The organism is Mycolicibacterium psychrotolerans (assembly GCF_010729305.1).
GTDB lineage: Bacteria > Actinomycetota > Actinomycetes > Mycobacteriales > Mycobacteriaceae > Mycobacterium > Mycobacterium psychrotolerans.
Genome location: NZ_AP022574.1, coordinates 1,283,252 through 1,308,912 on the forward strand (window position 1 = coordinate 1,283,252; position 25,661 = coordinate 1,308,912).

Genomic DNA, 25,661 nt, shown 5'->3' on the forward strand with positions numbered 1-25,661 from the left:
AACGATAGGCGGCTACACCCGTTCCAGATAGAAGTACAGGTGGCGCGGCGTGCCGGAGCTTGTGTCGAGAGCCCCCTTGCCGTTCATGCCGATCACCGCGTTGTCGTCGACGACCTTGAAGTGGTCGTGCACCGGCTTCCCGTCGTAGACCATCGAGGCCACCGTCTCCCCGCGGAACTCCTCCATCCAGAGGCTGGCCTCGCCGTTCATCGCCTCGGTGTTGGAGAACCTGTTGCCCTCGGCGTCCAGGCAGACCAGGGGCTTGGCGTCGGCGGCCGAGACGAACGTCTTGCCGAACCAGTTGAGTCGCTTCATGAAACCGTTGGCCTTGTGGCCGGTGTCGAACTCGCCGCCCTTCCACTCGCCGATCATGAACTCGACGGTCGCGGGCACGAGGGTGGCCCAGAACGCGTCGAGTTCGGCGTCGTCGATCCGGTCGGTGCGCCGGGTCAGCTCGGTGAAGGTGGTGCGGGCGTCGGTCATGCGCGTCCTGTCCATGTGCGGGCGAAGGCGAGGAAGGCGTCGTTCTCGTCGGGGGCGGCGACGGTGACCCGGACGCCGTCCTCACCGTAGGGCCGGACGATGATGCGGCTGTTGGCGGCGTCGGCGGCGAACGCGGACGCCCTGCCGGGCAGCGGCAGCCAGACGAAGTTGGCCTGTGACGGCGGCACCTCGTAACCGGCCTCGCGCAGCGCCGCCGACACCCGCACCCGTTCGGCCACGACGGCGTCGGTGCGCTCGAGCAGTTCGTCGGCGGCGTCCAGGGATGCGATCGCGGCGGCCTGCGAGACGGTGGTCGCGGTGAAGGGCACGTACACCTTCGACAGCGCGGTGATGATCTCCGGATCGGCGACGGCGTACCCGACGCGCAGGCCTGCCAGCCCGTAGGCCTTCGAAAAGGTGCGCAGCACAACGACATTGCTGTGGGCCCGCACCAGGCCGAAACTGTCGGGGACGAGGCCGTCGCGGATGTACTCGATGTAGGCCTCGTCGAGCACCACCATGACGTCCGGCGGTACGGCTTCGACGAACCGGGCCAGTGCCTCCGGGTCGACGACGGTGCTGGTCGGGTTGTTCGGGTTGCAGACGAAGATCAGCCGCGTGCGGTCGGTGATCGCGGCGAGCATCGCGTCCAGGTCGAAGGTGTGGTCGGTCAGCGGTACCTGCACGGGGGTGGCGCCGGCGGTGCGGACCTGCAGCGGGTAGATCTCGAAGCTGCGCCAGCCGAACAGGACCTCGTCACCGACGGTGCAGGTGATCTGGATCAGCTGTTGGCACAGGCTGACCGATCCGCAGCCCACCGAGATGTGTTCGGGCGCGAAGTCGACATGTTTGGCCAACCGCTGCTTGAGCTCGACGTACCCGTTGTCGGGGTAGCGGTTGATGCCGTCGAGGGCCTTCTCGACCGCGGCGCGCACGCTGGGCAGCGGTCCGTCGACGGTCTCGTTGCTGGCGATCTTGATGGCGCCCGGCACGGTCTTGCCCGGCGCGTAGGCGGGAAGATCGGCGAGTTCGGGGCGCAGACGGGCGGGCACCTGGAACAGTTTAGGGCCGCCTCCGATCTGCTTTGCTTCCCGCCGTGGGGGCTGTGTACTCTCATCGGCGCGGCGGTAAACGTCGGGAGGCGTGCCAGAGCGGCCGAATGGGACTCACTGCTAATGAGTTGTCCGCCTTAAAGCGGACCGGAGGTTCAAATCCTCTCGCCTCCGCGCACAACTGAACATGTACGACCCAAGCGCCCGTAGCTCAACGGATAGAGCATCTGACTACGGATCAGAAGGTTAGGGGTTCGAATCCCTTCGGGCGCGCTTTCTACCAGCGAAGACGACTCCCGAGGCATAAGCAACACGCCCGGGAGTTGCTACTTTCCCGCCACTTTCATTTTCGGACGCTGGTGTATTCGTCCAGCACAGCACGGACGTCGGGGCCGTGGGTGTGCCTCTGCAGGTAGTGCTTTTCGGTCGTTGCCAGCTTGGCGTGGCTCAACTGCTGCTGCGCCTTCTCGGAGCCCAGTGCGTCACGGACGACCGTGGCGACCGCACGCCGGAACGTGTGCGGCGTGATCCTGGTCCGCATCTCCTCGGGGAGCGCGGCCCGCAGCGAGCGGCGCATGTTCGCCAGCGATATCCACCCGCCGTCGCGGTTGGCGAACACGGGGCCATCACCGATGGACTCGGCCTTCAATGCTTCCAGCGCCTCGACACCGAGACGGGGCAGAACGACCGTGTGCTCGGGCGCATCGCCCTTCCGGCGGTCCTGCCGATGCAGCGGCTTTCCGGCGATGCGGCCATGGTCGATCAACGTCCCGCGAATCGTGACCGTCGGCGGTTCTCCGCCGGGATCGCAGTCCGACCACCGCAATGCCAACACCTCGTTTGGCCTGGCTCCCGTCGCCACCAACAGATCGACAAACGCCGGCAACAAGCGGCCCGGTCGCGGACCCGGCCCCTCACGGTCGGCATAGGCGCGAACTGCAGTACGAACGCGCACAAGATCGTCGGGCAGGATCTCTCGCACGACCGTCTTGGCTGTCGCCCTCGAGGGCTTTGCCTCGCGAATCGGATTCACGGTGATGACTCCGAACCTGACCGCCATCGAGAACATACCGACCAGAATCATACGAAGCCGCTTCGCCTGGGTCGTCGCACCCATGTCCTGCAGATGACGCTGGGCCCGCTTCGTATCGACCTCGCCGATGCGCAGCGCGCCCAATTGGAGTGCGCCATGTTTAGCCCATACCTGGCGGTACTGGTCGGCCGTCTGTTCACTAACGCCGTCCTCGGCAGCCTTCGCCAGAATCCAGACGTCGAACAGTTCCGCCAGCGATGACCTGTCGGTGATCTCCTGCCCGGCGATTGGCGGGCGTCGGCCTTTCAGGTGCCGCTGCAACAGCCGGCGGGCGTCCTCGGCAGATCTATCGCTGGACCGCTCGACCCTCCGACGCTTTCCGTCGGAGTCGCGGACATAAGTTGTCGCGTAGAACTTTCCGCCGCGTGAGCGTTCGGTGATACGGCCATGGTCGCCGGGGATCATCCGCTGTCTAGGCATCGCCGGAGTCCAGCTTCTTCAGGTCTTCTTCATATCGATCGCGCGTCACCTCAAGCGACTTGATCAGGTCTCTGTAACGCTGGGCGTCCTCCAACAGGCGCTCGCGGTAGCGATCGGGAATGTTGAGCTGCTGAGGGCCTTGCTCAGCTTGAAACAAGTTATGCCGCTGGGTATCCAACTGCTCGTTGACCTCATCAATGAGCATCCGCAGCACTGCACGGTCACTGCGGGTGCCAGCCACCTCTAGTCCGTCAGTAGCTCTCGACAGCCACTGCGCCCAATCGGTATCGAGGGCCACAGCCAGGGCGACCAGTTCGACTGCGGTCACGTCCTGTTCCCCCTTCTCGATCCGAGTGATCGCCACCCGGTGCAGAGGCACTCCTATGGCGGCTGTTACTTCAGAAAGCTTCACCGCCGACATATCGCGTTGTTTGCGCGTGGCCTGAATCTCGACACCGAGGCGTTTTGCGAACCGGTCGCGCCACGGCGTTCCATCGCTGCTGTCGTTCACCACGACATTCTCGCACGTGTTCTGTCGCGTTCGTTAACACTCATGCTAGTGTCACAAGAGTCGACAGATCGCTGTCGACTAAGGCGACACAAAGGATAGCGATGACACAGGGAGTGAAAGAACAAATTGACCGGCTCGACAGCCGACTTTGGCCAGTCGAGGCCGTGATGGACCGGCTCAGTGTTGGCCGATCTACAGTGTTCGCGCTGATCGCCAGCCGCGAACTCCGGAGCGTGAAGGTCGGCCGCCGCCGGTTGATATCCGAGGCTGCAGTTCGCGAATACATAAGTCGCATCGATGGCGATGGCGCCGCCTAATGCGCCGGCCGCAGGAGGAACACGCCGACCTTGGCCTCGTCGAAGACGACCGGACCGAGGACATGCGAGACATGCGAAGGGCCCCGGCGGCAACCGAGGCCCTTCGGAGAACGACCACCCAACACCGAACTGAGAAAGGCGTCATGACCACGATAAACCCAAAGACCAACCCGCCGGTACCCGACGGCGCCGAAGCCGACGTCTGGACCGATCACAACACTCGAGATGTCTACATCAAGGTCGGCTGCGTGTCCGTAGCAACCTTGCTGCAGTGCCCCACGGTCACGGTGCTTGCCGAGCAGCGCCGCGACGGTTCCCTCGGCTGCATCGATGTGCTGCTCGACGTCGCAATGGGCCGCTCCGACGCTGGGCTGTCGAGCGGCCAGGCCCGCGAACTCGCCGGCCTACTGATCGCCGGGGCCGACCGCGCCGACCGGCTGGCGGGCCAGTGACGCGATCGGCAGGAGAGGAGGCCCGCCCCGCTGGGGCGGGTTCTCCCGCATCAAGGGAAGTCCAGTGGTGGCCAGTGCACCTCTTCTTAGAAGCCGTTGTTGCTCAGGCTAATTGCGGACGTCTGCCGATTGCCGGGACGCCCGCGTGGGCCGAGCTCGCCGACGGCGATCCACGCAAGCTGCTGGCGGTCGCCATCGCTGGCGAGCATTGGGTATTGCGGTACCAAGTTGGCCAGGAGCAGCGCGCCGAGGCCGCCGAAGACGTCTGGGATGGCGCGGACTGGTCAGAGGTCGCGCGCCAGGTGCAGCGCCGCCACGAAATCGACGAACTACGGAGAAGCGCCTGATGCACGTCGACGAATTCTTCGACAGCACCGAACAACTCAACAACGTCCGGCAGTGGGCCCACGCTCGCTTCGCCGCTAAATGGGCGGTATTCCTCGCGGTCCTGCTCCGCGTGTCGGCGAGCACTAGCCCCGGCGTACAGCTGCCGGGCGTCATCGGCGGCCCTGCGTCGCTCAATCTCATCGGAGCGTTTGTCTCGCCTTCTGGCGGCGGAAAAGGCATATCCGACAAGGTCGCCAAGCTCGCCTGGCCGACGCCGATCATTGAGCGCCCCATCGGATCGGGCGAAGGCATCGCGGCCCTGTTCGCGCCACCGAAGAAAGAGGGCGCCGAGCACATTACCCGGGCCATCGTCAACGTTTCCGAGATTGACTCGCTCGCTGGGATCGCCGGGCGTCAGGGCTCCATCCTGCTCGCTCAGCTCAAGTCGGCGGTGATGGGTGAGTTGATCGGGCAATCCAACGCCTCGGAGGCCACCACCAGGATCGTGCTTCCGCACACCTACCGCATGTGCATGAGCATCGGCGCCCAACCCGGTCACTGCGACGTCATCTTCAACGACACGACCGGCGGCACCCCCCAACGAGTGCTGTGGGCACCCACGATCGATCCCACCATGCCAGCAGACGTACGGCCGGACCCCGAGCCGCTCAACACCCGGCTGCCGTCCTGGGCGCACCAAGACACCGAGATCACCTACGGATTCCCGGAGATCCGCGAACAGATCATCAGCGCGCACATAGCCCGCCAGCGCGGCGAGCCCGATGCCCTCGACGGACATCGCATGTTGACCAAGTGCAAAGTGGCCGCGGTCCTGGCGATCATGCACCACAGATCAGTGGTCGGCGAACTGGACTGGGAGCTTGCCGAGACCGTCCTGTCGGTGTCCGACAGCACCCGCGACTGGATCGTGCACGCGGCGAGGACGGCTGAGCAAGCAAAGATCCACAGCAGGGCAATGGCCAGGGCGAGCGGTGACGAGTTCGTCTCCGACCAAAAGCTGGGGCGTGCCAAGGCGGCCGTGTTGCGGTGGCTCGATCGCGACGGTGAATCGGCCGCAAACGACATCCGCCGGAAGCTCAAGGCCGACCTACGCGAACACTTCGGAGCAGCAGTCGCCGAGTTAGCTGCAGACGGGTTAATCGCTGAAATCCACCGCGACCGCGGCATGCGCTATCGGCTAAGCGAAAAGGTACAAGGTGTACCACTGGTACACCCCCAAAACCCGCAGTTCAGAGACGGTGTCCTAGCGGTACAGCGTGTACCCGCACCTCTCGCAGTAGAACCAGATATTCCCAGTTCGACTGTTCAGGTCGATCAATCAGCACCCGTCCAGCCAGAGAAAGGCAAGCACCCTCGAAGACAGACATTCGCCAGGTGCGAGAGTTGCTACATCTGTTTGCCGTCGGCGGCCACCAGTCTCTTGTGCGATGACTGCCGAGATCTTGACCCACGGCGCGAGCTTCGTCCCAAGACACTGCATCCTGCGCTCGCCGTGGTTCACAACGGTTCCACCACGCGCAACGGAATGGCCCAACCCTTCCTACCTGCCAGCAAACGCCAGAGGACGGCGACATGACCGGCGACGGCCACCTGCTCGATCTTGAGCGCACGGCGCGCCTCTGTGATGTGGGCGCCCCCGACTACGTCGCGGCGGTCGCCATCGAGCCGGACGGCCGCGAGCACTCGGTGCTCGCTAAGCAGAGTTCGATCGACGACATGGATGTCCGGTACGACTCCAGTGTTGCCGAAGCGACACACGAGCAGCTTGGGTCGCTCCCGGGCTTCTGGAACTTGCGGGTGCGGCTCGCGCCAATGCGCTGCGCTCGAATGACCTTGCGCGGGTCGCCCTGTCACGTCATCGTGCTCACTCCCGGAGCGCCGTGTCGCGGCACGCCACCGCTGAGAGGCACCGATGATCGCGGCGTATCGGCGCGACGCCTCCGGACGGCCGCCCGAGTTCTCACGGTTAGAGGTGCGCATCACCCAGCGCCTCACCAGCGACGGGTCGGTCATCATCCCCCCGCGGATGGCGAGGTGGCTCGAGAAGCGGGCAAACATGACCGCTGATCGGCGAATCAGATTGCGCGACAACGATCCCGAGGCGTACGTAGTACTTACAGCACTTCACCTCGCTGCGCTTCGTTCCGATTGCGGAACGAAAGATGAGGTATCGCAGGGTCTTCGCGCAGACTCACAAGTGTGGTTAAGCACGGGCGAGGCAGCCGAGGCCCTCGGCGTAACAGACCGCTGCGTCCGCAAGCGATGCGAGACCGGCCGACTCAACGCGGTCCGGTTGGGTGGCCGCTGGCTCGTCGACCGCAACACACTCGCCCTGAAAGACATTGCATGAAAGGACAAACATCATGAGTAGTCTCCCAGCCCTGCAGGCCGAGGTCGAGGGATACCGCAACGAGGCAGCAGAAGTCGCCGAAGAGTTCTCGCGCGTGCACGCCGAGATTGAATCGGACCCGAGCCTCACAGTCGTAGGCAAGCGGGAACGCTTGGAACCGCTCCACGCCGAAGTGGTCGAACAGATCGACACCCTCCGCGCCCGCGAAAAGGCCGCAGTCCGCGGCGTGAAGGAGGAACTGGAGAGGCGACTCTTCGGCTTGTCGGCCACTGCCAGCAACGATCCGGCGAGGGTCGTCAGCTTCCGGGACGCCCAGTCTCGTGCCCGTCAACTGGAGGACGCTGACGACGCCGCAGAGCTCTATGAGTCGGCGAAACGCTCCGGCGACAATATCCTCGCCACAGCCGTACTGGAGAGAGCCCTCGTCCGCGGCTGGTCCACGATCAAACAGGACTTCCTGGAAAGCAACACGGCAGCACGCGGCGACCTCGACGACCTGGCCGCACTAGCCATGTACGGGGACAACGGCTTCGCCAACCTCGTGCACTACGTGCCGCCCTCATTGAATCTCCCCCACAGCGCGGGCATGCCCACCATCCCGAACTTGCACTCCCGAAGCCAACCGCAAGGTGCCCAACCGCTTCGCAGCGGATTCGGCACTCGGTCGTGACCCGCGCATGACCAACGGCGGCGGCGTCAAACCCGCCCTTCACAGCGATTCGTTTCAGGCAAGGGCTTCCATGACGCCACTGCTGCAGCAGTTCCGAGAAGCGCCTGCGCCGCCGCGGAACACCAACCCTCTGACCTGCACGTATGCCCAGGGGGACTGAGGCCGGCGCTGGCCAGCGCCGGCCCCTCACGGCGACAGGCGAACGTGTGTGCCACCCCCTACCCCCCTACGTCCGAAAGGTGGCCCGAATGGCCGAATACACAACCCTGAACGAGGCGATGGTCGCCGATGACGAGCTTGCAGAGGCTGAGATTCGGTACCGGCTCCTCGCAGAGGCATTCGAGGAATTGCCGCAACTCCGATCAAACCTGAACTCTCAGCTCGAGCGTGCGAAGGCTGAGATAGTTCGGCTGCGCGCGTCCGTACCCAAGTCGGATGAGGTTGGCAAGGTGGTTGCGTTCGATGCCGCGCGCTTCAGCAAGTCCACGGGCTGAGGCATCTGTGTGTTCACCCAGGGAAAGGGGGTCTGGGCGTTCCTGAGGTCAGCCCGTATCTACGAGAAGGTCACGCACGCAACGCACGCACCCAACGGACTGTTGTGTGCGGAATGCGGCAACGGTGGCACAGCGTAGGGCTTCGGGGGTCACCCCACCGCGCGCCCTCGGCGTGGACCCTTTGGCGGGGCATCCCAGGTCCAATGCGGCAGCGTCATGAGCTTCCTCGCGCGGTCGGCTTTGAGAGTTCCTTTGCGGTAGTTGTCCCGCTGGTCCCGGACCCAAGAGCCGAGAGGTAACCCGCCCGTCGTTTTGTAGGGGGCCGGCACACGTGCATCGCCGTGTTCCGCGACATAGTGCTTGAGTAGGTCGAAACGTCGATCCCACTCGTCGCCGTATGGGTCCCAACTCCAGGTCGGCAGTTGCTCCAGTGTGCGTTGCCGGTCGGGGTCCAGCGTGCCCTTGGCGTACTCCCTGCGTTGGCGCACAACCCAGTTACCGAGCGGTATTCCATCGAACGTGAAACCTTGGGGAACGCTGGTGGTGCCATGGGCATCAACGTAATGCTTTAGCGCGGCTAGGGCATCGTCCCACTGTCCTTGTGCATAATCCCAAATCCATCCGGGAAGCGAACTCAACCGTTGTTGCCGCTTGGCGGGAAGCGTGCCCTTCTTTCGCTGCATCCGCTGCGTTACCACCCACGCGCCCAGGGCGATACCCTTGACACGATGGCTATGTGGGACACGAGCGTTCCCGTGCTCCCTGACATAGTCCTCGACGAGTCCGAAGGCTCTCTCCCAATTTTCAGCCCGAGCGTCCCAAGACCATCCGGATACGTTCTCAAGTCGCTCGCGACGTGAGGGGGTCATGGTGCCCTCGAAGTGCGCCAGGCGCTGGGTATTCACCCAGCCGCCTAGTCTGAAGCCATCTACAACGTAGGCCGCAGGGACAAGCGCATCACCATGCTCAGCCACGTAATCGAGCAAGGCGGCGAATCCACGATCCCATTGCTCTTCCTTGGGACTCCACCTCCAGCCACTCACCGCCTCAAGTCGGTGCACGCGATCAGCATCGAGCTTTGCCTTGCTGTAGGCAGAACGTTGCCGCTCTACCCAGTCTCCAAGTTTGAACCCTTCGTAGATCAAGCCTCTTGGAACCGCTGGCGTCCCGTGCTCACGCTGATAGGTACATAGGCGCGCGAACGCAGCTTCCCAGTAATCCACCTTGGGATCCCAGGACCACCCGGGTAGCTCTTCGAGTCGTCCCTGACGCTCTGCTCTCAACTCACCCTTCGCACGTTGACTCCTCTGCTGGGTCACCCAGCCGCCGAGAGAAAATCCGTCCTCCCGGTGCGACTGCGGAACCAGCGATGTGCCCTCACGCTCCACGAAGGCGAGTAGTGATTCAAAAGCACTCTCCCACTGAGCATCAAAGGCGTCCCACACCCACCCCGGAAGCTCATCCAGCCGGCGGCGGCGAGACTCGCTGAGGCTTCCTCTGGCGCAGGCCGCGCGTTGGCTTCTGCACCACATGTCCAGCCGGACACCTTGGAAGTCGCAATCCGGCGGCACCCGCGAGTCACCGTGTTTCGCAACGTACTGCGCCAAGACATCGAACTTCAGGTCCCAGGCGTCTGACTTCGGGTCCCAAGACCAATCCGGAACTGACTCAAGGCGTTTTCGGCGAGCGGGATCGAGTTTGCCCCTCTTGAAGAATTGACGTTGGACGGCTACCCAGTTCCCGAGACCATAACCGTCGGTGGCGTCCAAATAGTTCCGCGGCAGCTTCGCACTACTGCCGGTGCTCTCCACCCACTTGAGAAGGTGGATAAACCCGGCCTCCCACTGCTCGTCTATGGCGTCCCACACCCACCCGGGTAGCCGTAGCAGCCGTTCCTGTCTCTCTTTCGAAAGCTTGCCTGCGGTATAGGCGCGCCGCTGCGTAGTCACCCACTTCCCAAGCGTGAAGCCCTCGAAGACGCCGTCGTAGGGCACCGATGCCGACCCCGTCTGCTGGACGTAGCGACACAGTGCTGCGTACCCGTCTTCCCACAATTGGAGTCGTGCGTTCCAGGTCCACCCGGTGAGGTGCTCCAGCCGTTCGCGCCGGTCATCAGCCAAGGTGCCTGCGGCATAGGCGTTTCGTTGCATGTTGATCCACTGACCGAGACGCATTCCATCAGGACTTCGGTAGCCGAAGGGCACTCGCGAGGTTCCACGTTCGGCCACGTAGGCAAGGAGATGATTGAACCCTTCCTCCCAACGCGCCGCGATTTCGTTCCAGGCCCAACCGGACAGGCTTTCCAGCCGCGCGATGCGATCGGTACTCAGCTCGCCCTTACTCTGCGCGGCACGTTGTCTGCTCACCCATTGGCCGAGCTCGAATCCTTGAAAACTTCCGCCGCTTGGAACTCGTGCGTTCCCGTGGACGCGGACGTAGTCAGCCAGATGGGCGAATCCCCCCTCCCATTGCTCCAGGAAAGGATCCCAACTCCAGCCGGCGATGGCCTCCAGCCGCCGTCGTCTGTCGTCGGCAAGGGATCCCTTGTCGAACTTCTGACGCTGCGTCGAAACCCACGCGCCCAAATTGAAACCAGCAACACTGAAGGAGCGCGGTACTCGGGAATTCCCATGGACCCGGACGTAATCCACGAGGAGTGCAAACCCCGACTCCCACTTAAAGTCATGGGGATCCCACGTCCAGCCGGCGAGGGATTCCAGTCGCCGCTGTCGATCGCTTTCAAGCGTTCCCTTGGCGAACTTCTGCCGCTGGGCTTGGACCCACGCGCCAAGTTGATCGTTCGACCGCGGCACTCGGGCATGCCCATTGGATGCTAAGAACTCTTGCAGGCTTATGAATTTCTTTTCCCACTGTCCGTCGTGAGGATCCCACACCCACCCCGGAAGCTGCTCCAGCCGCCGCTGACGTTCCTCGGAGAGAACTCCTCGGCGTCTGAACGCGCGCTGATTGGTGACCCAGTTATCGAGTTTGTAACTGGCGGAGGAATATCCCCGCGGTACACGCGCATGCCCGTGCTCTTTGGTGAACTGCTCCAACAGCCCGCACCAGAACTCCCAGGGGTTGGTGGTTTGTTCGACCAGGCGGGCCTCTAAGGCGTTGGCGAAGCTCTTGTCCACCGTGGCCGGCACATCGATATAGATCTTATTGGGCAGGCGCGGCTTGCCGCCCTTGCGGCCCATCTCCCGGCGCAGGACGTCCAGCTCCTCGCCGAGCTCGGTGTCGTGCGCCCGCAGCGCCTTGATGACATCCCAGACCGGCTTGAACACCGAGGAGTCGAGTGCGACCTCGGGGTCCGCGTCTGCGTCGATGAACACCGGAATGACGACGGTACCGACTTTCTTGTTGTCTGACTTGCGGATCGCGCGCCCGACAGCTTGCACGATGTCCACCTCGGAGCGGCGTGGGTCGATGAACGCGACACCGTCGAGCGCGGGCACATCGACCCCTTCGGCCAGGCAGCGGGCATTGGCGAGCAGACCGCGTTCCCCATCATCGAGCCTCTTGAGGTGCTGGATGAGCACGGCGCGTTCGCCCGCCGACATCTCGCCGGAGGCGTACGCCGACCACAGCCAGCCCTTGGGTCGTTGCCGGGGAGGCATCCAGGCCAACACCGTTGGCATCGACGACGCGAAGTCCCTGGCGGTCTTGACTCGGCCGTGGAAGCTGATCGTTCGGCGAAGGTTGAACTTCCTCATCGCCTTCCCAAGTCCGATTTGCCCGGCCAGTGATCGGGCGTCAGTAATTCTCTTGCCGTCCAGGGTTACTAGCGTGCCGCGCTCCGCCCAGTCGAGGTAGGTGGCGTCGTCTACGCCAATGACCGCGACCTGATAGTCAGTCAACAGATTGCGTCGGATGGCCTCGGCGAAGCTGAGCCGATGGAAAACCTCCCCGAAGCGGATGGGGTCGTCCATCGATGCGATCTCGTAGTCGGCGCCCGTGGCCGCGCTTAGTATCCGCCCGGTGAAGTAGCGCGGCGTGGCGGTCATGAACAGCCGCCGCTTGCCCCTAATCGCCGACGCATCCAGCACCGTGCCGAAGTCGGAGGACACCTTCCCAGCCACCCGGTGTGCCTCGTCGGCGATCACTAGGTCGAACTGCGGCACCCGCCCGACGTTGAACGCTGCGGCGATCTGCGGGGAAGACTGATATGTGGAGAACACCACTCGCGGGCCCGACCGCTTCCGCAGGAACTCGGCGATCATTTCTGGATCAGTGGTGACCGGCACGCCCAGATCGCTGGTGTGCGACACCGCCGCATCCTCCCCGAGGCTGCCGACGGTCTCGTCGCTGCACACCGGCAAGGTGGCAAACGGCTTCTTTGGGTTGGCAGTCTGCCACTCCCGCATCGTCTGCTTGAGCAGCGACAGCGACGGAACCAGCACGAGGGTGCGTTCGGCGGCGAGCTTCTCCGTGATGAACCAGGCTGTCAGCGTCTTGCCGGTACCGCAGGCCATGATCATCTGCCCACGGTCGGCAGTCGTGAAGCCTTTCACCACATCGTTGATGGCGGTCTTTTGGTATTCCCGAGGGGTTTTCGGGTTCGGCGGCTTCGAAGGCCGCAGTGCAGCCGGGGTGCTGGGCCAGTCGAGATAGTCGTCAGCATCGAGCAGCTGAGTTAGACCGATGAAGGGGATTCCGAGGTCATCCATCAGGCGTGTGGCAATGTGATGGCGCTTGTCGGTTGTGGCGATAAGCAACCGGTGCGTGAACTTCGACCGGCTGGACTCGGCGATGAACTTGTCCACGTCACGCTTGCTGATGCTGTGCGACGGCGCGTACGCCTTGGCCTGGATCGCCCATAACTTTCCGTCGATGTCCTCAGCGACAAGGTCGATGCCGGCGTCTATGCCCTTTCGGCCCGGCCAGTCGTCCCACAGCCACACCCGCCGCAGCAGCGGCTGATAGGTCGGGTCGTTCTCTAGGAACCACTTGCAGACGTACTCGAACTGCTTTCCCCGCCGTCGATCATCGTCGGGGTCGAACTTCCCCCTGAGATCACTGAACGTCCCCACGACATCGAGACTAAGGGCCACGGATTTGCCGTCTGGCTTGAATCGGTTAAGCCAATTGCGCAGAGGAGCAAAATCGGCACTCGCCGCAAAAGACAGCCGCCGCTATCTCGCACATCCACAAGTTCACGAGCGCGAGCGATCGGCGAGCGTAGCCGTTGCGGTCGCTGAGTGGGACCGCCGCGACGCGCCGACTAGACGACGCGGAGATGGCCACGGCCACGGCGGCGGCCGCCATCGCGCAGGCCACGATCCACCGCGACCGCCGCTGCGGCTCATCCCGAGTATCGTCGAGCGACCACGCGGTATGCGCCTCGGTCTCGTCGATCGCTTCACCGAGCTCGGTCGGAGCTATCCCTGTCGGGGCATCATCGGCCCCCGCGTCCCCCATGGACGCGAAGCGTATCGATATGCGCTTGGGCTCGCGAGAGAATCAGCGTGCGGACGTTGGACGGCCGGCCGCTGCTCTAGTCTCGCCGAGACTTGCCAGCAGCATTGAGGTACTCGCCCCGATGGGTACGGCCGCAACCGAAAGAGTCCACGGAAGCGCAGCGTGAGCAGTCGTAGATCACCTCGAACCCTGCCAACACACTCGGCGCATGCGGCGAAGAGCCCGAAACGATCCGCTGCGGACTGTCGCGCCGGACGACCATCTTCTCGCTGCACTCAGTGCACCGCCATGTGGCGTTGAAAATCTGTCGGTGATCGCATTCAGTGGTCATGCCCGTAGTTCTACACACCGAGGGTGCAGGGAACCTGCCGCTCCGCGGCTGCATCGTGGGACCTGGAGGGCCGGCCCGCCCAAGACCGCCCGAGTGATACCTGCGCCGGGCCAGTCACGCCCTACCGACGCACTAATGTACGAAAGTGATCTAGATCACTGTCATGCTGTCGATTTAGCCATGTTTTTTATCATGTTTTCGAGGTATCGAAAGTTTCTTTTCATCAGGAATCCGCTCCAGTCAGCGGTTCCTGTCGAACGAGAAGCTGGAGAAATTCTCGGTTGATGTACAACCGATCTCGCCCAATCTTCACAGATTCGAGTAGCCCGTTTTCGGCGAGAGAGTTCAGCCACGACGTCGCCGTGGGTCGCGATACGCCGCACCGCTTCATCACGGTGGTAATGCGACAGTACGGTTGCTCGAAAAGCACTGACTGAAATTCAGCGTCAGCGCCGCCCCTGGAGGCCGCTCTTGCACGCTGATAGAAGTCGTCCTGGAGCTGGCGAATCGCGGCGACCTTGCGCAGGGTGTACCTCGAGGTGACCTCGATGCCCGTGAGGATGTAGATCACCCACTCTTCCCAGGACTGGTCAGCGGTGACCGCGAGCAGGAGGCGGTAGTAGTCGTTCTTCGTGTCGATGATGTAGCGAGACAAGTACAGCACCGGGAGGCGGAGCAACCCGGCTTCGACAAGCATCAGCACGTTGACGATTCGGCCTGTGCGCCCATTCCCATCTGTGAATGGGTGGATTGCCTCAAATTGGTAGTGCGCGACGGCCATCCTGATCAGTGGGTCCAGTCCATCCTGCTCGTGTATGAAGCGTTCCCAGTCGCTCAGCTTCTTCTCGATTGCATCGCGCCCTTCGGGCGGGCTGTAGATGACTTCGCCGCTACCAGGGCGCGCGATTCGAGTGCCGGGCAGTGCGCGTACTTTCATCTCGCGGCCCTTGATGATGCTGCAGACGGCTGCCGCGGTGGTGGTAGTGAGGCCCCGCTCCAGCGTGTGTTCGAAACCAGCGCGAAGGGCTGTGCGGTATCGAAGCGTTTCTCTCGTTGCGGGGTCGGCATGTGTTTCATCGTCAAGGTGGCGAAAGAGGTCATCTGTGGTGGTGACGATGTTCTCGATCTCCGAGCTGGCCTGCGCCTCGAGGATCGGGATGGAATTGATCAGCACCGTTGGGTTCGGGATGGAGACGACTGCTTGGTCAAGCTGGGCAAGCGCGGTGTTGGCGCCAATGGCAGCCTTCAGTACAGCGCGTGTCTCGAGAGTATCGACGCCGGGAGGGCGCGGCAGATCGTTGAACGGCTTATCCGGTTTCCAGGCGCTCACCGCTTCCAAGATGCCAGAAGCAAGGCAACATGTAAAGAATCAGATCGCTTTTTTACATGTTTTGAGGTTATGCGAATCGGCTTTGCATGTGAATCTCACTGGCGCGTCGCCTAGGTTCGTGACGGAATCACTTCGGTTGCCGAACGCGGAGTATCGCTGCGGTCCTCACGCTGGTGCCAGGTGATGACCACTTCGTCGTCGGGATGCATGACGCGCAGAACGCCGAGCTCGACGCGCTTGCCGGGCCCGATCACTTGCCACTTCTGTGACGAGTTGTGCACTTTGAAGCCGGCCGCTGTCACTCCGTATTTTGGCGACCGAGACCTGTTGAATAGGTAGACGTCGGGATCGCCCGGTATGGGCTGGAAGATCCAAGGGTCTGCCTCTGCAGCGTCCTCCTGCTCGGCGGCACGACGCTCCTGGGCCTCCACGGCCGCGGCCGATCGCTCAGCCGCATCGGCCGATCGCTTCTCCGCGCTGGCCGCGGATTCCGCTGCTTCAACAGCGCGGCGCTCATGTTCGGCCGCGGCGTCTTTCTCCTTGCGGGCAAGGAGCCAGCCCGCGCCGGCGCCGACCATCGACAGGAACGCTATGACGGCGCTGGCAACAGCGGCACCGTCCGCGGCGGCCATCAGAGCCCCTTAACCCAGTCGAATGGTGATGTGCGGGGCGTACACGCTCGACCCGTCGGACAGCTCTGCTCGGTAGTCGATGATCTGGATCTCGCGTGGGTTCTGGTTGACCGTCTTAATCCGGACGTTTGAGGCATTCGGCGAGAAGAGCTCGAGAATCCGCTGGACCTCAAGGGCGGCTTGGGCGGCCTCGGCCGCCGCCTGCTTCGAATCAGTCATGTCGCCATCCTTGGTCTTGCGCCTCAGACTTCGGCGCTCTGCGCGCGAACGTACAGACCCACTCCGACAGTCTCCACTTTCCTGTCATAAACGCACATGAACCGTAGTGAATTCTAGCGGACGCAAGGGCACATCACCCGAACGTCACCGCAGGTCACACGGACGGCGGGACACCTTGACGGACGGCCTCACTCAGAAGTATGCGTCAGAAGGTTAGGGGTTCGAATCCCTTCGGGCGCGCTTCGTCTTTCTCCCGTCGAGCACGATGTCCACCGCGGCCTCGATGACGTCATCGTCCGGCACGGCGCCGAACATCAGCGACGGGCACGCCACCACCCCGGCCAGCATCGAGATCGCCGCCTCCAGGCGGGCGCCGTCGAACGCCGTCTCCAGCATGCCGCGGATCGGGCGCTGCGCCTCGGTGTTCAGGGCGTCACGGATCTCGGCCATCGTCTCCACAGACGCCCACTGCGCCATCGCCGAGAGCACGCGGTCGAGGTGCCGATCGACCACCGCCTGACGGAACATCGTCAGTTCCCCGATCAGGTCGGCGCGCAGATCGTCGGTGGGCTCCTGGTGGGGGAGCTCACCGATGGCGTCCAGTGCCGCCTTGAGCAGGTCGAACCGGGACGGCCAGTGGCTGTAGAGCGTCGTCTTCGAGTAGCCGGCCACTTCCGCGACCCGGGCATGGGTCAGCGCGTCGGACCCCTCGGTGACCAGGACGTCGAGCGCGGTCCGCGCGACGTCGGCGCGGGTGCGGATGACGCGGGAGTCTTCACCTGCCGCGGACTTCCTGCCGGTGCCGGCTGCCATGCGAGCAGTTCACCTCCACCTGTCGCTCGACTTCGCGCTGTGCTGTCAACAAAGTTAACTTACGGACAGACTGTCCAAAAACGTCATAAATAAACACTAGTGGACTAATCGTCCAATACCGTACCTTCAGATCTGCCCCATCCGCTTCATCCACTCAAAGGTGAGAGATGATTCCTGAAGAACTGACCCAGGCCCAATTCGACACGGTCTACAACCTGCTGTCCCTGGTGATCGCGGCTCAACTGTTCGGCGCGATCTTCCTGTTCGCCGTCCAGCCGCGTGTGCTCCCGCGCTACCGTCAGGCGCTGGTGATGTCCGGAATCGTCTGCGGCATCGCGGCCTATCACTACTTCCGCATCTTCGAATCGTTCAAGGGCGCCTTCGTGACCGACGCGCAGGGCGGACGAGGAACCTACGTCCAGGCCGCCGGCGAATCGTTCAACGAGGGGTACCGATACGTCGACTGGCTGCTGACGGTGCCGCTTCTGCTCGCCGAGCTCATCGTGGTGCTGGCGCTGGCCCGCAAGTTGCGTAACTCGCTGCTCTACCGCCTGATCCCGGCGTCGGCTCTGATGATCGCGCTCGGCTACCCCGGCGAGATCAGCGGGGACAACCTGACCCGCAACGTCTTCGGGCTGCTCTCCACGCTGCCGTTCCTGTACATCCTCTACGTGCTGTTCGTCGAGCTCACCCGCTCGCTGGACCGTCAGCCGGCCGCGGTGCGCGCCACCGTCAGCCGGATGCGCATCCTGCTGCTGGCCACCTGGGGTGTGTACCCGATCGCCTACATCATCCCGCTGCTCGGCATCGACGGTGCGGCGGCGTGGGTGGCCAAACAGGGCGGTTACTCGATCGCCGACATCCTGGCCAAGGTGCTCTACGGCCTGTTGATCTACAAGATCGCGCGGCTCAAGTCCTTCGCCGACGACGCCGAGTTCGCCGGGCGGGAGAACGAGGGCCACGACGGAGTCGTGGTGGCGGGCAACGGTTCGGCTCCCGTGACGGTCGGGGTCGGCCGGAAGGACACCACGGCGACCACGGCCTAGGCCGATGTCACGCAGCGCGCTGTCGACGTCCGCGGTCTGGTCGCGGTGGCTGACGGTCGGCACCGTGCTGGCGACGGGCGGGCACCTGTTCGGGGTGCCCGCCCTGTCGCCGTCGCTCGCGCTGGTGATCGTCGGCCTCGGGTTGATCGCGGGAGTGCCCCATGGAGCGGTCGACCATCTGATGGCGACCCGCCTGGCGCGAGGGCGCTCGATGACCGCCGTGGTCGCGGTGTATGCGGCGGTGGCCGCGGTGGCGTGGGTGCTGCTGCGGTGGGCCGGCCCGGCGGCGCTCGTCGCGGTGGTCACGCTCAGCGCGGTGCACTTCGGGCTCGGCGAACTCGAGGTGAGCCGCCGGCTGACGGGCTGGCGGCCCGGTCGGCTGACCGCTGCCGCGACTGTCGTGGCCGGCTGCGGGGCTCTGGCACTGCCACTGGCCCGTTCCGGCGAGCAGTTCTCGGCGGTCGCGTCCGCCGTCTCACCGGGTCTGGCGCGCCTGCTCGCGGCGGCGCCGCTGCAGATCGGCGTGACGGTGGGGTGGCTGGTCTGCGCCGGGCTCGCGATCGTCGCAGCGTTGCGGGACGGTCGTGGTGTGGTCGCGCTCGACATCGCGCTGATCGGCGCGCTTGGCTTCCTCGCGCCTCCGCTGGTCGCCTTCGCGGTGTGGTTCGGGGGCTGGCACGCGCTGCGTCACTCCGCGCGGCTGCTGACCGTCGAACCCGGGTGCGCGGCGATGCTCGTGGCCGGTCACCGCCGCGCGGCGGTGCACCGGCTGGCCCGACTGGCCGCGTTGCCGTCGCTGGCGGTGCTCACCGCAATCGGCGCTCTGGGCTGGATCACCCTCGCGTCGCCGGAGCCGACAGCGGCCGTGGGCGAGGCGCTGCGCGTACTGCTCGCCCTCACCGTCCCGCACATGGTGGTCGTGCTGTGGCTGGACCGATCCTCCGAGGTCGAGCGCGAACCGGTCCCGAGCGGCTCGCCGGCCTAGAACTGCTGACTTTCGGCCCTACTTGGCCGTGCCCGCGGCGTTGTTGACTGCGCACGTGGCGATCGTCGAGAAGCCGGAAGCACTGGTCCCGCGCAGGCCGTTCCCTCCCCGGCTGGGGCCCAAGGGCAACCTGATCTACAAGCTGGTCACGACCACCGATCACAAGCTGATCGGGATCATGTACTGCGTCGCGTGCTTCTTTTTCTTCATGGTCGGCGGACTGATGGCGCTGTTCATCCGCACCGAGCTCGCGATCCCGGGGCTGCAGTTCCTGTCCAACGAGCAGTACAACCAGCTGTTCACGATGCACGGCACCGCGATGCTGCTGTTCTACGCGACGCCGATCGTGTTCGGCTTCGCGAACCTGGTGCTGCCGCTGCAGATCGGTGCGCCCGACGTGGCGTTCCCGCGGCTGAACGCCCTGTCGTTCTGGCTGTTCCTGTTCGGGGCCCTGATCGCGCTGGCCGGATTCATCACCCCCGGCGGTGCCGCGGACTTCGGGTGGACGGCATACTCGCCGCTCACCGACGCGATCCACTCGCCCGGTGTCGGCGGCGATCTGTGGATCTTCGGGCTCGGGGTGGGTGGTCTGGGCACCATTCTCGGCGCGGTCAACATGGTGACGACGGTGGTGTGCATGCGCGCGCCGGGTATGACGATGTTCCGCATGCCGATCTTCACCTGGAACATCCTGGTGACCTCGATCCTGGTGCTGATGGTGTTCCCGCTGCTGACCGCGGCGCTGTTCGGCCTGGCGGCCGACCGGCACCTCGGCGCGCACGTGTACGACCCGGCCAACGGTGGCGCAATCCTGTGGCAGCACCTGTTCTGGTTCTTCGGGCATCCGGAGGTGTACATCATCGCGCTGCCGTTCTTCGGCATCGTCAGCGAGATCTTCCCGGTCTTCAGCCGCAAGCCGATCTTCGGCTACACCACGCTGATCTACGCGACGCTGGCCATCGCGGCGCTGTCGATGGGTGTGTGGGCGCACCATATGTTCGCGACGGGAGCTGTTCTCCTCCCCTTCTTCTCGTTCATGACGTTCCTGATCGCCGTCCCGACGGGCATCAAGTTCTTCAACTGGATCGGCACGATGTGGAAGGGGCAGTTGACCTTCGAGACCCCGATGCTGTTCGCCGTCGGGTTCATCGTGACGTTCCTGCTCGGCGGGCTTTCGGGGGTCATCCTGGCCAGCCCGCCGCTGGACTTCCACGTCACGGACTCGTACTTCGTGGTGGCCCACTTCCACTACGTGCTGTTCGGCACGATCGTGTTCGCGACCTATGCGGGCATCTACTTCTGGTTCCCGAAGATGACGGGCCGGCTGCTCGATGAGCGGCTGGGCAAGGTGCACTTCTGGCTGACGCTCATCGGGTTCCACACCACGTTCCTGGTGCAGCACTGGCTCGGCAATGAGGGCATGCCGCGTCGCTACGCCGACTACCTGCCGACCGACGGGTTCACCACGCTGAACATCGTGTCGACGATCGGCTCGTTCATCCTCGGTCTGTCGATGCTGCCGTTCGTCTGGAACATCTTCAAGAGCTGGCGTTACGGCGAGCCGGTGATGGTCGACGATCCGTGGGGTTACGGCAACTCCCTGGAGTGGGCGACGTCCTGCCCGCCGCCGCGGCACAACTTCACCGAGCTGCCCCGGATCCGTTCGGAGCGGCCGGCATTCGAGCTGCACTACCCGCACATGGTGGAGCGGATGCGTGCTGAGGCGCACGCCGGACGCGCCCACGGCCCGGACGACGACGGGGACGTGACCCGCCTCGACGTGGCGGACGTTCGCACCTGAAACTGGTGCATCGTGCCGGGCTGAGGCCCGGATAGCATTTCCGGTGATGTCCGACACCGGGGGAGCCAGCGACGTCGCGGCGGCATGCCTGCATCGCGAGGACTATCCGCAAGCGGCGCATGTGTTGCGCGCTGCGCTGGCCGAAGATCCGTACAACACCGTCCTGCTGGTGCAATTCGCGCAGGCGAGCCTCGGCCTGAAAGATCATGCGGGCGCCGCGTCGGCCGCGTGGGCGGCGCTGGGCGTGGAGCCGTCGAACGAACACGCGATGCGGCTCTACACGCTCGCGCTGAACGGGCAGGGCCGGGCCGCCGATGCACTGTCGATGGCATGGCGGACCGTCAGCGAGCACCCGCAGTCAGCGTTGGCGCAGTACACCTACGCCGGCCTGTTACGCGAGTCCGGCCAGGAGGCCAAGGCGCTGGCGGTGGTCAACGAGGCGCTGCGGCTGGATCCGGCGAATGCGGACGCTCTGGTGCTGCGTGGCGACATCTACCGGTCGACGTGGGGTGCGGCGGCTGCGGAGGCACAGTACGCCGAGGCGCTGCGACTCTCGCCGAATCATGCTCTGGCGACGCACAATCTGGCGGTCAGCAGGCTGCGCTTGGGAACGTTGACGCAGGCGGTGCGCGGACTGCTGGCGGCGGCCCGTCTCGAAACGGCGTTGGGGCAATTGGTGATCGACAACATCGGCGTTGCGGTGACCAAGGTCCTGCGGATGGCGACGGCGTCGGTGGTATTCCTGGCGGTCGCGCTGATCGTGGTGATGGCTGCGCACGATGACGCGCTGCCGACGGTCATCCCGAGGGTCGCGGCAGGGGTGTTGAGTGCTGCACTGATGGTCCCGCTGGTCTGGGTGGTCCGTACGGTGCCGGAGCCGACGCTGTCTTCGGTTCTGCGCCAACGGCTTCTGTCGGCGGTGCGGATGGCTTTCGTCGCGGTCGCTGTGGTGCTGGGGGCGGTGACGGCGGTAGCGGGTTCCAACCCGGTGTCCGATGTGGCGGGCACGCTGCTGCTGTTCGGGGTGTTCGGGCTGACGGTGCTCGGTTGGGTGACGGGGGCCTAGGGCTCAGTCGGCTGAGGCCCACCTCCGGCGGCCTTCACACTCGGAAAAGGTGGTCGTAGGACAGCCGCGGTTCTCGACGGCCTTGCCCGACGGAGGACTGCGGCCGACTATTCGGAAGCGTTCAGCTGCCGAATTCCCGCCAATGCGGATTCGTAGAAGCGGTCTATCCTCATCGCAATCCACGCTAACCATTTGGTCTCGCTATCGAAATTCGAACGCTCAGCCCGAAGCTGCTTGACCAGCTCCTCGAGTGGGATGTCCGGGACAGGCACGAAATCGTTCAGGTAGTGCCAGCTCCTCGACGTGTCGTAAAGGCCATGCTCGTTGGGGGCATCGAGTGGGGCCATCATGCAGTTGATTTCGCGTTCGCGTGCCGACCAGTACACCTGTAGCTTGCACGCCGGGTTGCGGTAGAACACTGCCACGCCCGTGCGTCCGCCCTCGTCTGTCGCCTTGATTTCGTCCAAGGTGAAGCCATGGCGGGCGAGTGCAGGACCAACGATGGTCTGCACGTTCGCTTCGAAATCCGTCTTCTCCTGCGCCTCGTCCACCATGCCTCAGCCCTTCACCCAGGTGTTTCCCGACCGGCGGTAGCCGTACTGTGGTGCGTTCTCGGTCAAGAACTCGATTTCCATAGCCGAGAAAGATCCTTGACGCTTGATCATCACTTCCTCAAGTGATGCGTACTGACTGTCGAGGATGTATTCGATGCGTGACACGCCGTTCTCCATCTGCGTGCGAAGGAATTCCTCATTGACCTGCCAGCCGAGATCTGACACTTGCTCGTGACTCAAACCGACGGTCAAACTGTCCCACGGTTCCTGTCCGGTGTCGTAGTAGATGCCGCCGTTGGCGCGTGCCTCGCCGATGTACCCGCCGTCCTGACCGTCCCACTTTCCCAGCACGACGCGGTCTACGTTGCCCGGAAGATGTCCTTCGTCGTGAACATGGTGAGTCGAGAAATCGGACAGCTGCCGCGCCAGATCATGAGTGGATGAACCATGCAGGTAAGCCTCGTTGAGCTGGTGGGCGATGTGAGAGGCACGCTCTGAATCCACTTCCAGTGGCGGCGAGTCGTGAGCAGCGGGCGGAATTTCGTCGTGTCGGTCAGCGGACTCACCATGGGTGTGAGCGATGCGATCTTGTGTTCGCTCGGAGCCATGGCCGCCACTGGGGTGTGCAGACGAGTTCTCGCCCGACTCGGGTGCCGGGCTCGGCGAAGCCGCAGTCGCCCCCGATCGAGGAGCCGCTTCCGCGCCTGATCCGCCCCGTCCCGCCTGCTCGACAGGCGCCCGCGGGCCGGCCCCGCCTTCCGCGCCGGAACCGGGCGGTCGCCCAGCGGCGGCGGGTGGCTCGCCCGTACGTGCCGGGCCGGTACCAGACGGCCCACCTGCACCCGTCGACTGTCCCGGCCCCACAGGTGGCACACCCTCCGGCCTGACCGGTGGCACACCGCCCGGCGCGGCCGGCGTGAACTCTGGAACCCGCGGCGTCTCAATCGGATTGGGCGTGCCGCGGGTCCAGCTGCCGAGCTCACGGACACCGGGGAGCCGGCCCTCCTCCAGCACCCGCCGGCTGAGGTTCAAGCCCTTGGCGACGCTGCCGGTCTTCGACAGCGCGCCGCCGGGCACGAACAGTGACCCGATGTTGAACGCGGCCTCTCCGGCGGCGCGGCCGGGATGGTCGCCTGACCACTTGTCCCACGCCACGAACTCCTTGCCCATGTTCTCCAGCACCCCGGGCAGCGTCGACGGGTCCTTGGCCACCGACAGGGCCATCTCGGCCATGCCCTTCCAGGTGTCCGGGTCGGCCATCGCCACCACCCCGGACACGGTGCCGATCAGCCCGGTGACGGCACCCACCTGGACGTCGGTGTAGAGCGTGACCGCATTGGCCAGCGCGTTGCCCGCCCCGTCGCCGAACTGCTCCACCAGGATCGGGCGGATCCACTTCTGGAACGCCGTCGCCGCGTCACCGATCAGCCCGGTCAGTTCGTCGAGCAGTCCGACGATGCCCTTCACCTGCTGCTGAAAGTTGTGCAGCACGGTGCCGACATCGCGGGCCACCTCGCGCAGGATGTCGTCGCCCTCGCCGGTGAGGAAGCCGGTCACCGTGTCCCACAGACCGTCCAGCGACAGCCGGTCCAACAGCCGCCGGATGGCGTCCTGGGTCCCCTGCACACCGGACGCGAAATCCGAGATCGACTGCGCCACCGAGGAACTCACATCCGCCAGTGAGGAGATCGCCGTGCCCAGGCTGTCCAGTGCGGTCGTCATGGCCGCGCCCTCGGGGATCTGCTGGGCGGCGACGGCGGCCTTGATGCCGGTCAGTTGCGGCTCGATCAACGCGAATCCGGTGGCGAAGTTGCGCCACTGGGTCGCGGTCACCCCCATCATCGCGGCGTTGCCCGACGGCCACGTCATCGCGATTCCCGCGACCTGGCCGAGCCCCGGCACCACCTGCAACAGCGGCTGGATCATGTACCACTTCGACGGCGGGGGAACGGTGACGCCGTTGGGTCCGGGCGGCACGTGCGCGGGTAGCGCCTTACCGGGGTCAGCGCCGAGACCTCCCGCCGGACCGGGCCCCCCGATCGTCGACGCGGCGTCGGCGTTGCGGTAGTTGAAGCCGCTGGCCTCCAACAGCGTTCCCACCGACGTGAAGGCGTTCGCCGCATCTGCGACCGCGGAGGTGAAAGCGCCGGCCTGATGGCCGTACTTCATGCCGAAGTTCAGCCCGGCCGGATCCATACCCGAGGAGATGCCGCCGCCCAGCGCCGCGCCCAACGCATCCGACAGCCGCGCCAGCTGGCCGCCCAGTGCGCCGGTCTGCCGTCCCGCGGCGATCAGCGCGTCCGGATCAACCTCGATGCGCACCAGCAGCACCCCCAGCGGTCACGTCTGCCACATCTGCCCGTTCTTGGCGACCGCGTCGGTGTAGTTCTTGTGCGCCGCATCGGCGACCTTCTGCAGCGCCGACAGCGCCTCCTTCATCTGCTCGGCGCCGTCGTCCCACTGCTGCTGGGCCTGTGCCTGCGCATCCGATCCGTCGCCCTGCCAGGACCCGCGCAGGGCCGCCATCGTGTGCTCGATGTCGGCGAGGATCTCGGTGACCTCGCGGCCGAAGTCCTCCATGTGGGTGATCGCCGCACGCAACTGAGCGAAATCCACCACGAATGCCGTCATCGGTCCCTGGCTTCCGGTTCACGATCGGCCGGCTCCGGAGCGGGTGGTTCCTGACCGCTCTGGATCGCGCCTTCGACCATCTGGGTCACCTGCCCGGCCACTTCGCCGGCCATCTGGGTGGCCTGCTGGACAAAGCCGCCGAACTGACCGGGCACCGAACCCGCCGACTGGCCCGCCGACGACAGCCGGTCGAGGTTCATCTGCTGCGCGAGGTCGGCGACGGGCGCCGGTACCCCGGCACTCCCGGTGCTCACACTGCCTGCGCCCTGCGCACTTCCACCGCTCGGGCCGCCCCCGCCCTGCATCGTCGCGTTCAGCGCCTCGCCGGACCGCTCATCGGTCTTGGCGTACTCCTTGCCCGCGAGGTTCAGCAGGTCGGCCATCGTCTGCAGGCCGCGGATCACCTGACCCGCACCGGTGTGCCACTGATCCCACGCCGGGCCGTACGCCGACGCTGCATCGCCCTTCCAGCCGGAGCCCAGCAGCTGGCGCGTCTCGAGGTCCACCCCGGAAAGCCCGTCCTGCAGCCGCTGTCCGGCATCACGCAGGCGATCCGCCGCCGCCTGCAATTCCGACACCACCACCTCGACCGAACGCCCCACGCGAAGCAGCCTATGGGCCCGCGGAGGGGGGTCGGTGCGG

The 25,661-nt window shown here is 64.8% G+C and carries 25 protein-coding genes and 2 tRNA genes; 14 read left to right on the forward strand and 13 right to left on the reverse strand.

All coding sequences use genetic code 11. The features are described 5' to 3' along the window. Positions 1-12: 12 nt before the first annotated feature. Together G6N45_RS06315 and hisC are read right to left on the reverse strand one after the other, a co-directional pair. Positions 13-483 (reverse strand): DUF4334 domain-containing protein, encoded by a 471-nt coding sequence (locus tag G6N45_RS06315; protein ID WP_163720905.1) that lies wholly within the window; start codon positions 481-483, stop codon positions 13-15. Further along, positions 480-1,535 (reverse strand): histidinol-phosphate transaminase, encoded by a 1,056-nt coding sequence (gene hisC / locus G6N45_RS06320; protein WP_163720907.1) that lies wholly within the window; start codon positions 1,533-1,535, stop codon positions 480-482. Before hisC ends, G6N45_RS06315 begins: the two co-directional genes overlap by 4 nt. Before the next feature lie 85 nt (positions 1,536-1,620). On the opposite strand from hisC, the gene G6N45_RS06325 reads away from it, so the two are divergent. Beyond that, positions 1,621-1,709: transfer RNA gene (locus tag G6N45_RS06325), tRNA-Ser, on the forward strand. 26 nt (positions 1,710-1,735) lie between these two features. Beyond that, positions 1,736-1,808: transfer RNA gene (locus G6N45_RS06330), tRNA-Arg, on the forward strand. A 70-nt stretch (positions 1,809-1,878) separates the two neighbouring features. On the opposite strand, the gene G6N45_RS06335 is transcribed toward G6N45_RS06330, so the two are convergent. Next, entirely contained in the window at positions 1,879-3,048 is a 1,170-nt protein-coding gene (locus G6N45_RS06335) for a tyrosine-type recombinase/integrase (RefSeq protein WP_163720909.1), read from the reverse strand. Then, positions 3,041-3,559, reverse strand: coding sequence for a helix-turn-helix domain-containing protein (locus tag G6N45_RS06340; protein WP_163720912.1), 519 nt, complete (start codon positions 3,557-3,559; stop codon positions 3,041-3,043). The genes G6N45_RS06335 and G6N45_RS06340 overlap by 8 nt, the downstream gene beginning before the upstream one ends. 101 nt (positions 3,560-3,660) lie before the next feature. Here G6N45_RS06340 and G6N45_RS06345 point away from each other — a divergent pair, with 101 nt between their 5' ends. The 8 genes from G6N45_RS06345 (at position 3,661) to G6N45_RS06380 (ending at position 8,190) form a co-directional block, all read left to right on the forward strand. Then, positions 3,661-3,876 carry an excisionase family DNA-binding protein gene (locus G6N45_RS06345; RefSeq protein WP_246228904.1) on the forward strand — a complete coding sequence of 72 codons (216 nt, stop codon included), beginning with the start codon at positions 3,661-3,663 and terminating at the stop codon, positions 3,874-3,876. A 143-nt stretch (positions 3,877-4,019) separates the two neighbouring features. Next, the gene (locus G6N45_RS06350) at positions 4,020-4,328 is read left to right on the forward strand and encodes a hypothetical protein (RefSeq protein ID WP_163720913.1); all 309 of its coding nucleotides are present in this window, start codon (positions 4,020-4,022) and stop codon (positions 4,326-4,328) included. Continuing rightward, entirely contained in the window at positions 4,325-4,675 is a 351-nt protein-coding gene (locus tag G6N45_RS06355) for a DUF2742 domain-containing protein (RefSeq protein ID WP_163720915.1), read from the forward strand. The genes G6N45_RS06350 and G6N45_RS06355 overlap by 4 nt, the downstream gene beginning before the upstream one ends. Further along, positions 4,675-6,252 carry a hypothetical protein gene (locus tag G6N45_RS06360; protein WP_163720918.1) on the forward strand — a complete coding sequence of 526 codons (1,578 nt, stop codon included), beginning with the start codon at positions 4,675-4,677 and terminating at the stop codon, positions 6,250-6,252. Before G6N45_RS06355 ends, G6N45_RS06360 begins: the two co-directional genes overlap by 1 nt. Continuing rightward, positions 6,249-6,743, forward strand: coding sequence for a hypothetical protein (locus G6N45_RS27795; protein ID WP_179965178.1), 495 nt, complete (start codon positions 6,249-6,251; stop codon positions 6,741-6,743). The genes G6N45_RS06360 and G6N45_RS27795 overlap by 4 nt, the downstream gene beginning before the upstream one ends. Continuing rightward, entirely contained in the window at positions 6,733-7,026 is a 294-nt protein-coding gene (locus G6N45_RS06370; protein ID WP_163720920.1) for a helix-turn-helix domain-containing protein, read from the forward strand. Before G6N45_RS27795 ends, G6N45_RS06370 begins: the two co-directional genes overlap by 11 nt. Before the next feature lie 13 nt (positions 7,027-7,039). After that, positions 7,040-7,696 (forward strand): hypothetical protein, encoded by a 657-nt coding sequence (locus tag G6N45_RS06375; protein ID WP_163720922.1) that lies wholly within the window; start codon positions 7,040-7,042, stop codon positions 7,694-7,696. A gap of 248 nt (positions 7,697-7,944) precedes the next feature. After that, the gene (locus tag G6N45_RS06380; RefSeq protein WP_163720924.1) at positions 7,945-8,190 is read left to right on the forward strand and encodes a hypothetical protein; all 246 of its coding nucleotides are present in this window, start codon (positions 7,945-7,947) and stop codon (positions 8,188-8,190) included. 149 nt (positions 8,191-8,339) lie between these two features. On the opposite strand, the gene G6N45_RS06385 is transcribed toward G6N45_RS06380, so the two are convergent. From G6N45_RS06385 to G6N45_RS06405, 5 genes are all read right to left on the reverse strand, one after another. Beyond that, on the reverse strand, positions 8,340-13,223 hold the full coding sequence (locus G6N45_RS06385; RefSeq protein WP_163720926.1) for a DEAD/DEAH box helicase: 4,884 nt from the start codon (positions 13,221-13,223) through the stop codon (positions 8,340-8,342). A gap of 942 nt (positions 13,224-14,165) precedes the next feature. Further along, positions 14,166-15,272, reverse strand: a complete 1,107-nt coding sequence (locus G6N45_RS06390; RefSeq protein ID WP_163720928.1) for a Fic family protein — start codon at positions 15,270-15,272, stop codon at positions 14,166-14,168. Positions 15,273-15,382: 110 nt separating this feature from the next. Beyond that, complete coding sequence (locus G6N45_RS06395; RefSeq protein WP_163720930.1) at positions 15,383-15,904, reverse strand: hypothetical protein; 522 nt, start codon at positions 15,902-15,904, stop codon at positions 15,383-15,385. Between the two features lie 9 nt (positions 15,905-15,913). Beyond that, a complete protein-coding gene (locus G6N45_RS06400) occupies positions 15,914-16,123 on the reverse strand; it encodes a hypothetical protein (protein ID WP_163720932.1) in 210 nt (69 codons plus the stop codon). A 213-nt stretch (positions 16,124-16,336) separates the two neighbouring features. Continuing rightward, on the reverse strand, positions 16,337-16,936 hold the full coding sequence (locus tag G6N45_RS06405) for a TetR/AcrR family transcriptional regulator (protein WP_163720934.1): 600 nt from the start codon (positions 16,934-16,936) through the stop codon (positions 16,337-16,339). 167 nt (positions 16,937-17,103) lie between these two features. On the opposite strand from G6N45_RS06405, the gene G6N45_RS06410 reads away from it, so the two are divergent. From G6N45_RS06410 to G6N45_RS06425, 4 genes are read left to right on the forward strand one after another with little or no spacing between them, the layout of a single operon-like run. Next, complete coding sequence (locus G6N45_RS06410; protein WP_163720936.1) at positions 17,104-17,982, forward strand: bacteriorhodopsin-like; 879 nt, start codon at positions 17,104-17,106, stop codon at positions 17,980-17,982. A gap of 4 nt (positions 17,983-17,986) precedes the next feature. Next, positions 17,987-18,967 carry a Brp/Blh family beta-carotene 15,15'-dioxygenase gene (locus G6N45_RS06415; protein WP_163720938.1) on the forward strand — a complete coding sequence of 327 codons (981 nt, stop codon included), beginning with the start codon at positions 17,987-17,989 and terminating at the stop codon, positions 18,965-18,967. Between the two features lie 55 nt (positions 18,968-19,022). Next, complete coding sequence (gene ctaD, locus G6N45_RS06420; RefSeq protein ID WP_163720940.1) at positions 19,023-20,768, forward strand: aa3-type cytochrome oxidase subunit I; 1,746 nt, start codon at positions 19,023-19,025, stop codon at positions 20,766-20,768. A 46-nt stretch (positions 20,769-20,814) separates the two neighbouring features. After that, positions 20,815-21,834: a tetratricopeptide repeat protein gene (locus G6N45_RS06425; RefSeq protein WP_163720942.1), complete on the forward strand. Its 1,020-nt coding sequence runs from the start codon at positions 20,815-20,817 to the stop codon at positions 21,832-21,834. Positions 21,835-21,941: 107 nt separating this feature from the next. Here G6N45_RS06425 and G6N45_RS06430 read toward each other — a convergent pair whose 3' ends face one another. The 4 genes from G6N45_RS06430 to G6N45_RS06445 are packed head-to-tail and all read right to left on the reverse strand — an operon-like array spanning position 21,942 to position 25,621. Next, positions 21,942-22,388, reverse strand: coding sequence for a hypothetical protein (locus G6N45_RS06430; protein WP_163720944.1), 447 nt, complete (start codon positions 22,386-22,388; stop codon positions 21,942-21,944). A gap of 3 nt (positions 22,389-22,391) precedes the next feature. After that, the gene (locus G6N45_RS06435; RefSeq protein WP_163720946.1) at positions 22,392-24,710 is read right to left on the reverse strand and encodes a WXG100-like domain-containing protein; all 2,319 of its coding nucleotides are present in this window, start codon (positions 24,708-24,710) and stop codon (positions 22,392-22,394) included. An 18-nt stretch (positions 24,711-24,728) separates the two neighbouring features. After that, positions 24,729-25,019: a WXG100 family type VII secretion target gene (locus tag G6N45_RS06440; RefSeq protein WP_163720947.1), complete on the reverse strand. Its 291-nt coding sequence runs from the start codon at positions 25,017-25,019 to the stop codon at positions 24,729-24,731. Further along, the gene (locus G6N45_RS06445) at positions 25,016-25,621 is read right to left on the reverse strand and encodes a WXG100 family type VII secretion target (protein WP_163720949.1); all 606 of its coding nucleotides are present in this window, start codon (positions 25,619-25,621) and stop codon (positions 25,016-25,018) included. Before G6N45_RS06445 ends, G6N45_RS06440 begins: the two co-directional genes overlap by 4 nt. Between the last annotated feature and the right edge of the window lie 40 nt (positions 25,622-25,661).

Bases quoted from the DNA above. Each gene is read 5' to 3' on its own strand.
- G6N45_RS06405 (WP_163720934.1), bottom strand. From the start codon at position 16,936: ATGGCAGCCGGCACCGGCAGGAAGTCCGCGGCAGGTGAAGACTCCCGC.
- G6N45_RS06375 (WP_163720922.1), top strand. From the start codon at position 7,040: ATGAGTAGTCTCCCAGCCCTGCAGGCCGAGGTCGAGGGATACCGCAAC.
- G6N45_RS06430 (WP_163720944.1), bottom strand. From the start codon at position 22,388: ATGGTGGACGAGGCGCAGGAGAAGACGGATTTCGAAGCGAACGTGCAG.
- G6N45_RS06350 (WP_163720913.1), top strand. From the start codon at position 4,020: ATGACCACGATAAACCCAAAGACCAACCCGCCGGTACCCGACGGCGCC.
- G6N45_RS06400 (WP_163720932.1), bottom strand. From the start codon at position 16,123: ATGACTGATTCGAAGCAGGCGGCGGCCGAGGCCGCCCAAGCCGCCCTT.
- G6N45_RS06335 (WP_163720909.1), bottom strand. From the start codon at position 3,048: ATGCCTAGACAGCGGATGATCCCCGGCGACCATGGCCGTATCACCGAA.
- G6N45_RS06440 (WP_163720947.1), bottom strand. From the start codon at position 25,019: ATGACGGCATTCGTGGTGGATTTCGCTCAGTTGCGTGCGGCGATCACC.
- G6N45_RS06425 (WP_163720942.1), top strand. From the start codon at position 20,815: ATGTCCGACACCGGGGGAGCCAGCGACGTCGCGGCGGCATGCCTGCAT.
- G6N45_RS06360 (WP_163720918.1), top strand. From the start codon at position 4,675: ATGCACGTCGACGAATTCTTCGACAGCACCGAACAACTCAACAACGTC.
- G6N45_RS06370 (WP_163720920.1), top strand. From the start codon at position 6,733: ATGACCGCTGATCGGCGAATCAGATTGCGCGACAACGATCCCGAGGCG.
- G6N45_RS06315 (WP_163720905.1), bottom strand. From the start codon at position 483: ATGACCGACGCCCGCACCACCTTCACCGAGCTGACCCGGCGCACCGAC.
- G6N45_RS06380 (WP_163720924.1), top strand. From the start codon at position 7,945: ATGGCCGAATACACAACCCTGAACGAGGCGATGGTCGCCGATGACGAG.
- G6N45_RS06415 (WP_163720938.1), top strand. From the start codon at position 17,987: ATGTCACGCAGCGCGCTGTCGACGTCCGCGGTCTGGTCGCGGTGGCTG.
- G6N45_RS06395 (WP_163720930.1), bottom strand. From the start codon at position 15,904: ATGGCCGCCGCGGACGGTGCCGCTGTTGCCAGCGCCGTCATAGCGTTC.
- G6N45_RS06345 (WP_246228904.1), top strand. From the start codon at position 3,661: ATGACACAGGGAGTGAAAGAACAAATTGACCGGCTCGACAGCCGACTT.
- G6N45_RS27795 (WP_179965178.1), top strand. From the start codon at position 6,249: ATGACCGGCGACGGCCACCTGCTCGATCTTGAGCGCACGGCGCGCCTC.
- G6N45_RS06410 (WP_163720936.1), top strand. From the start codon at position 17,104: ATGATTCCTGAAGAACTGACCCAGGCCCAATTCGACACGGTCTACAAC.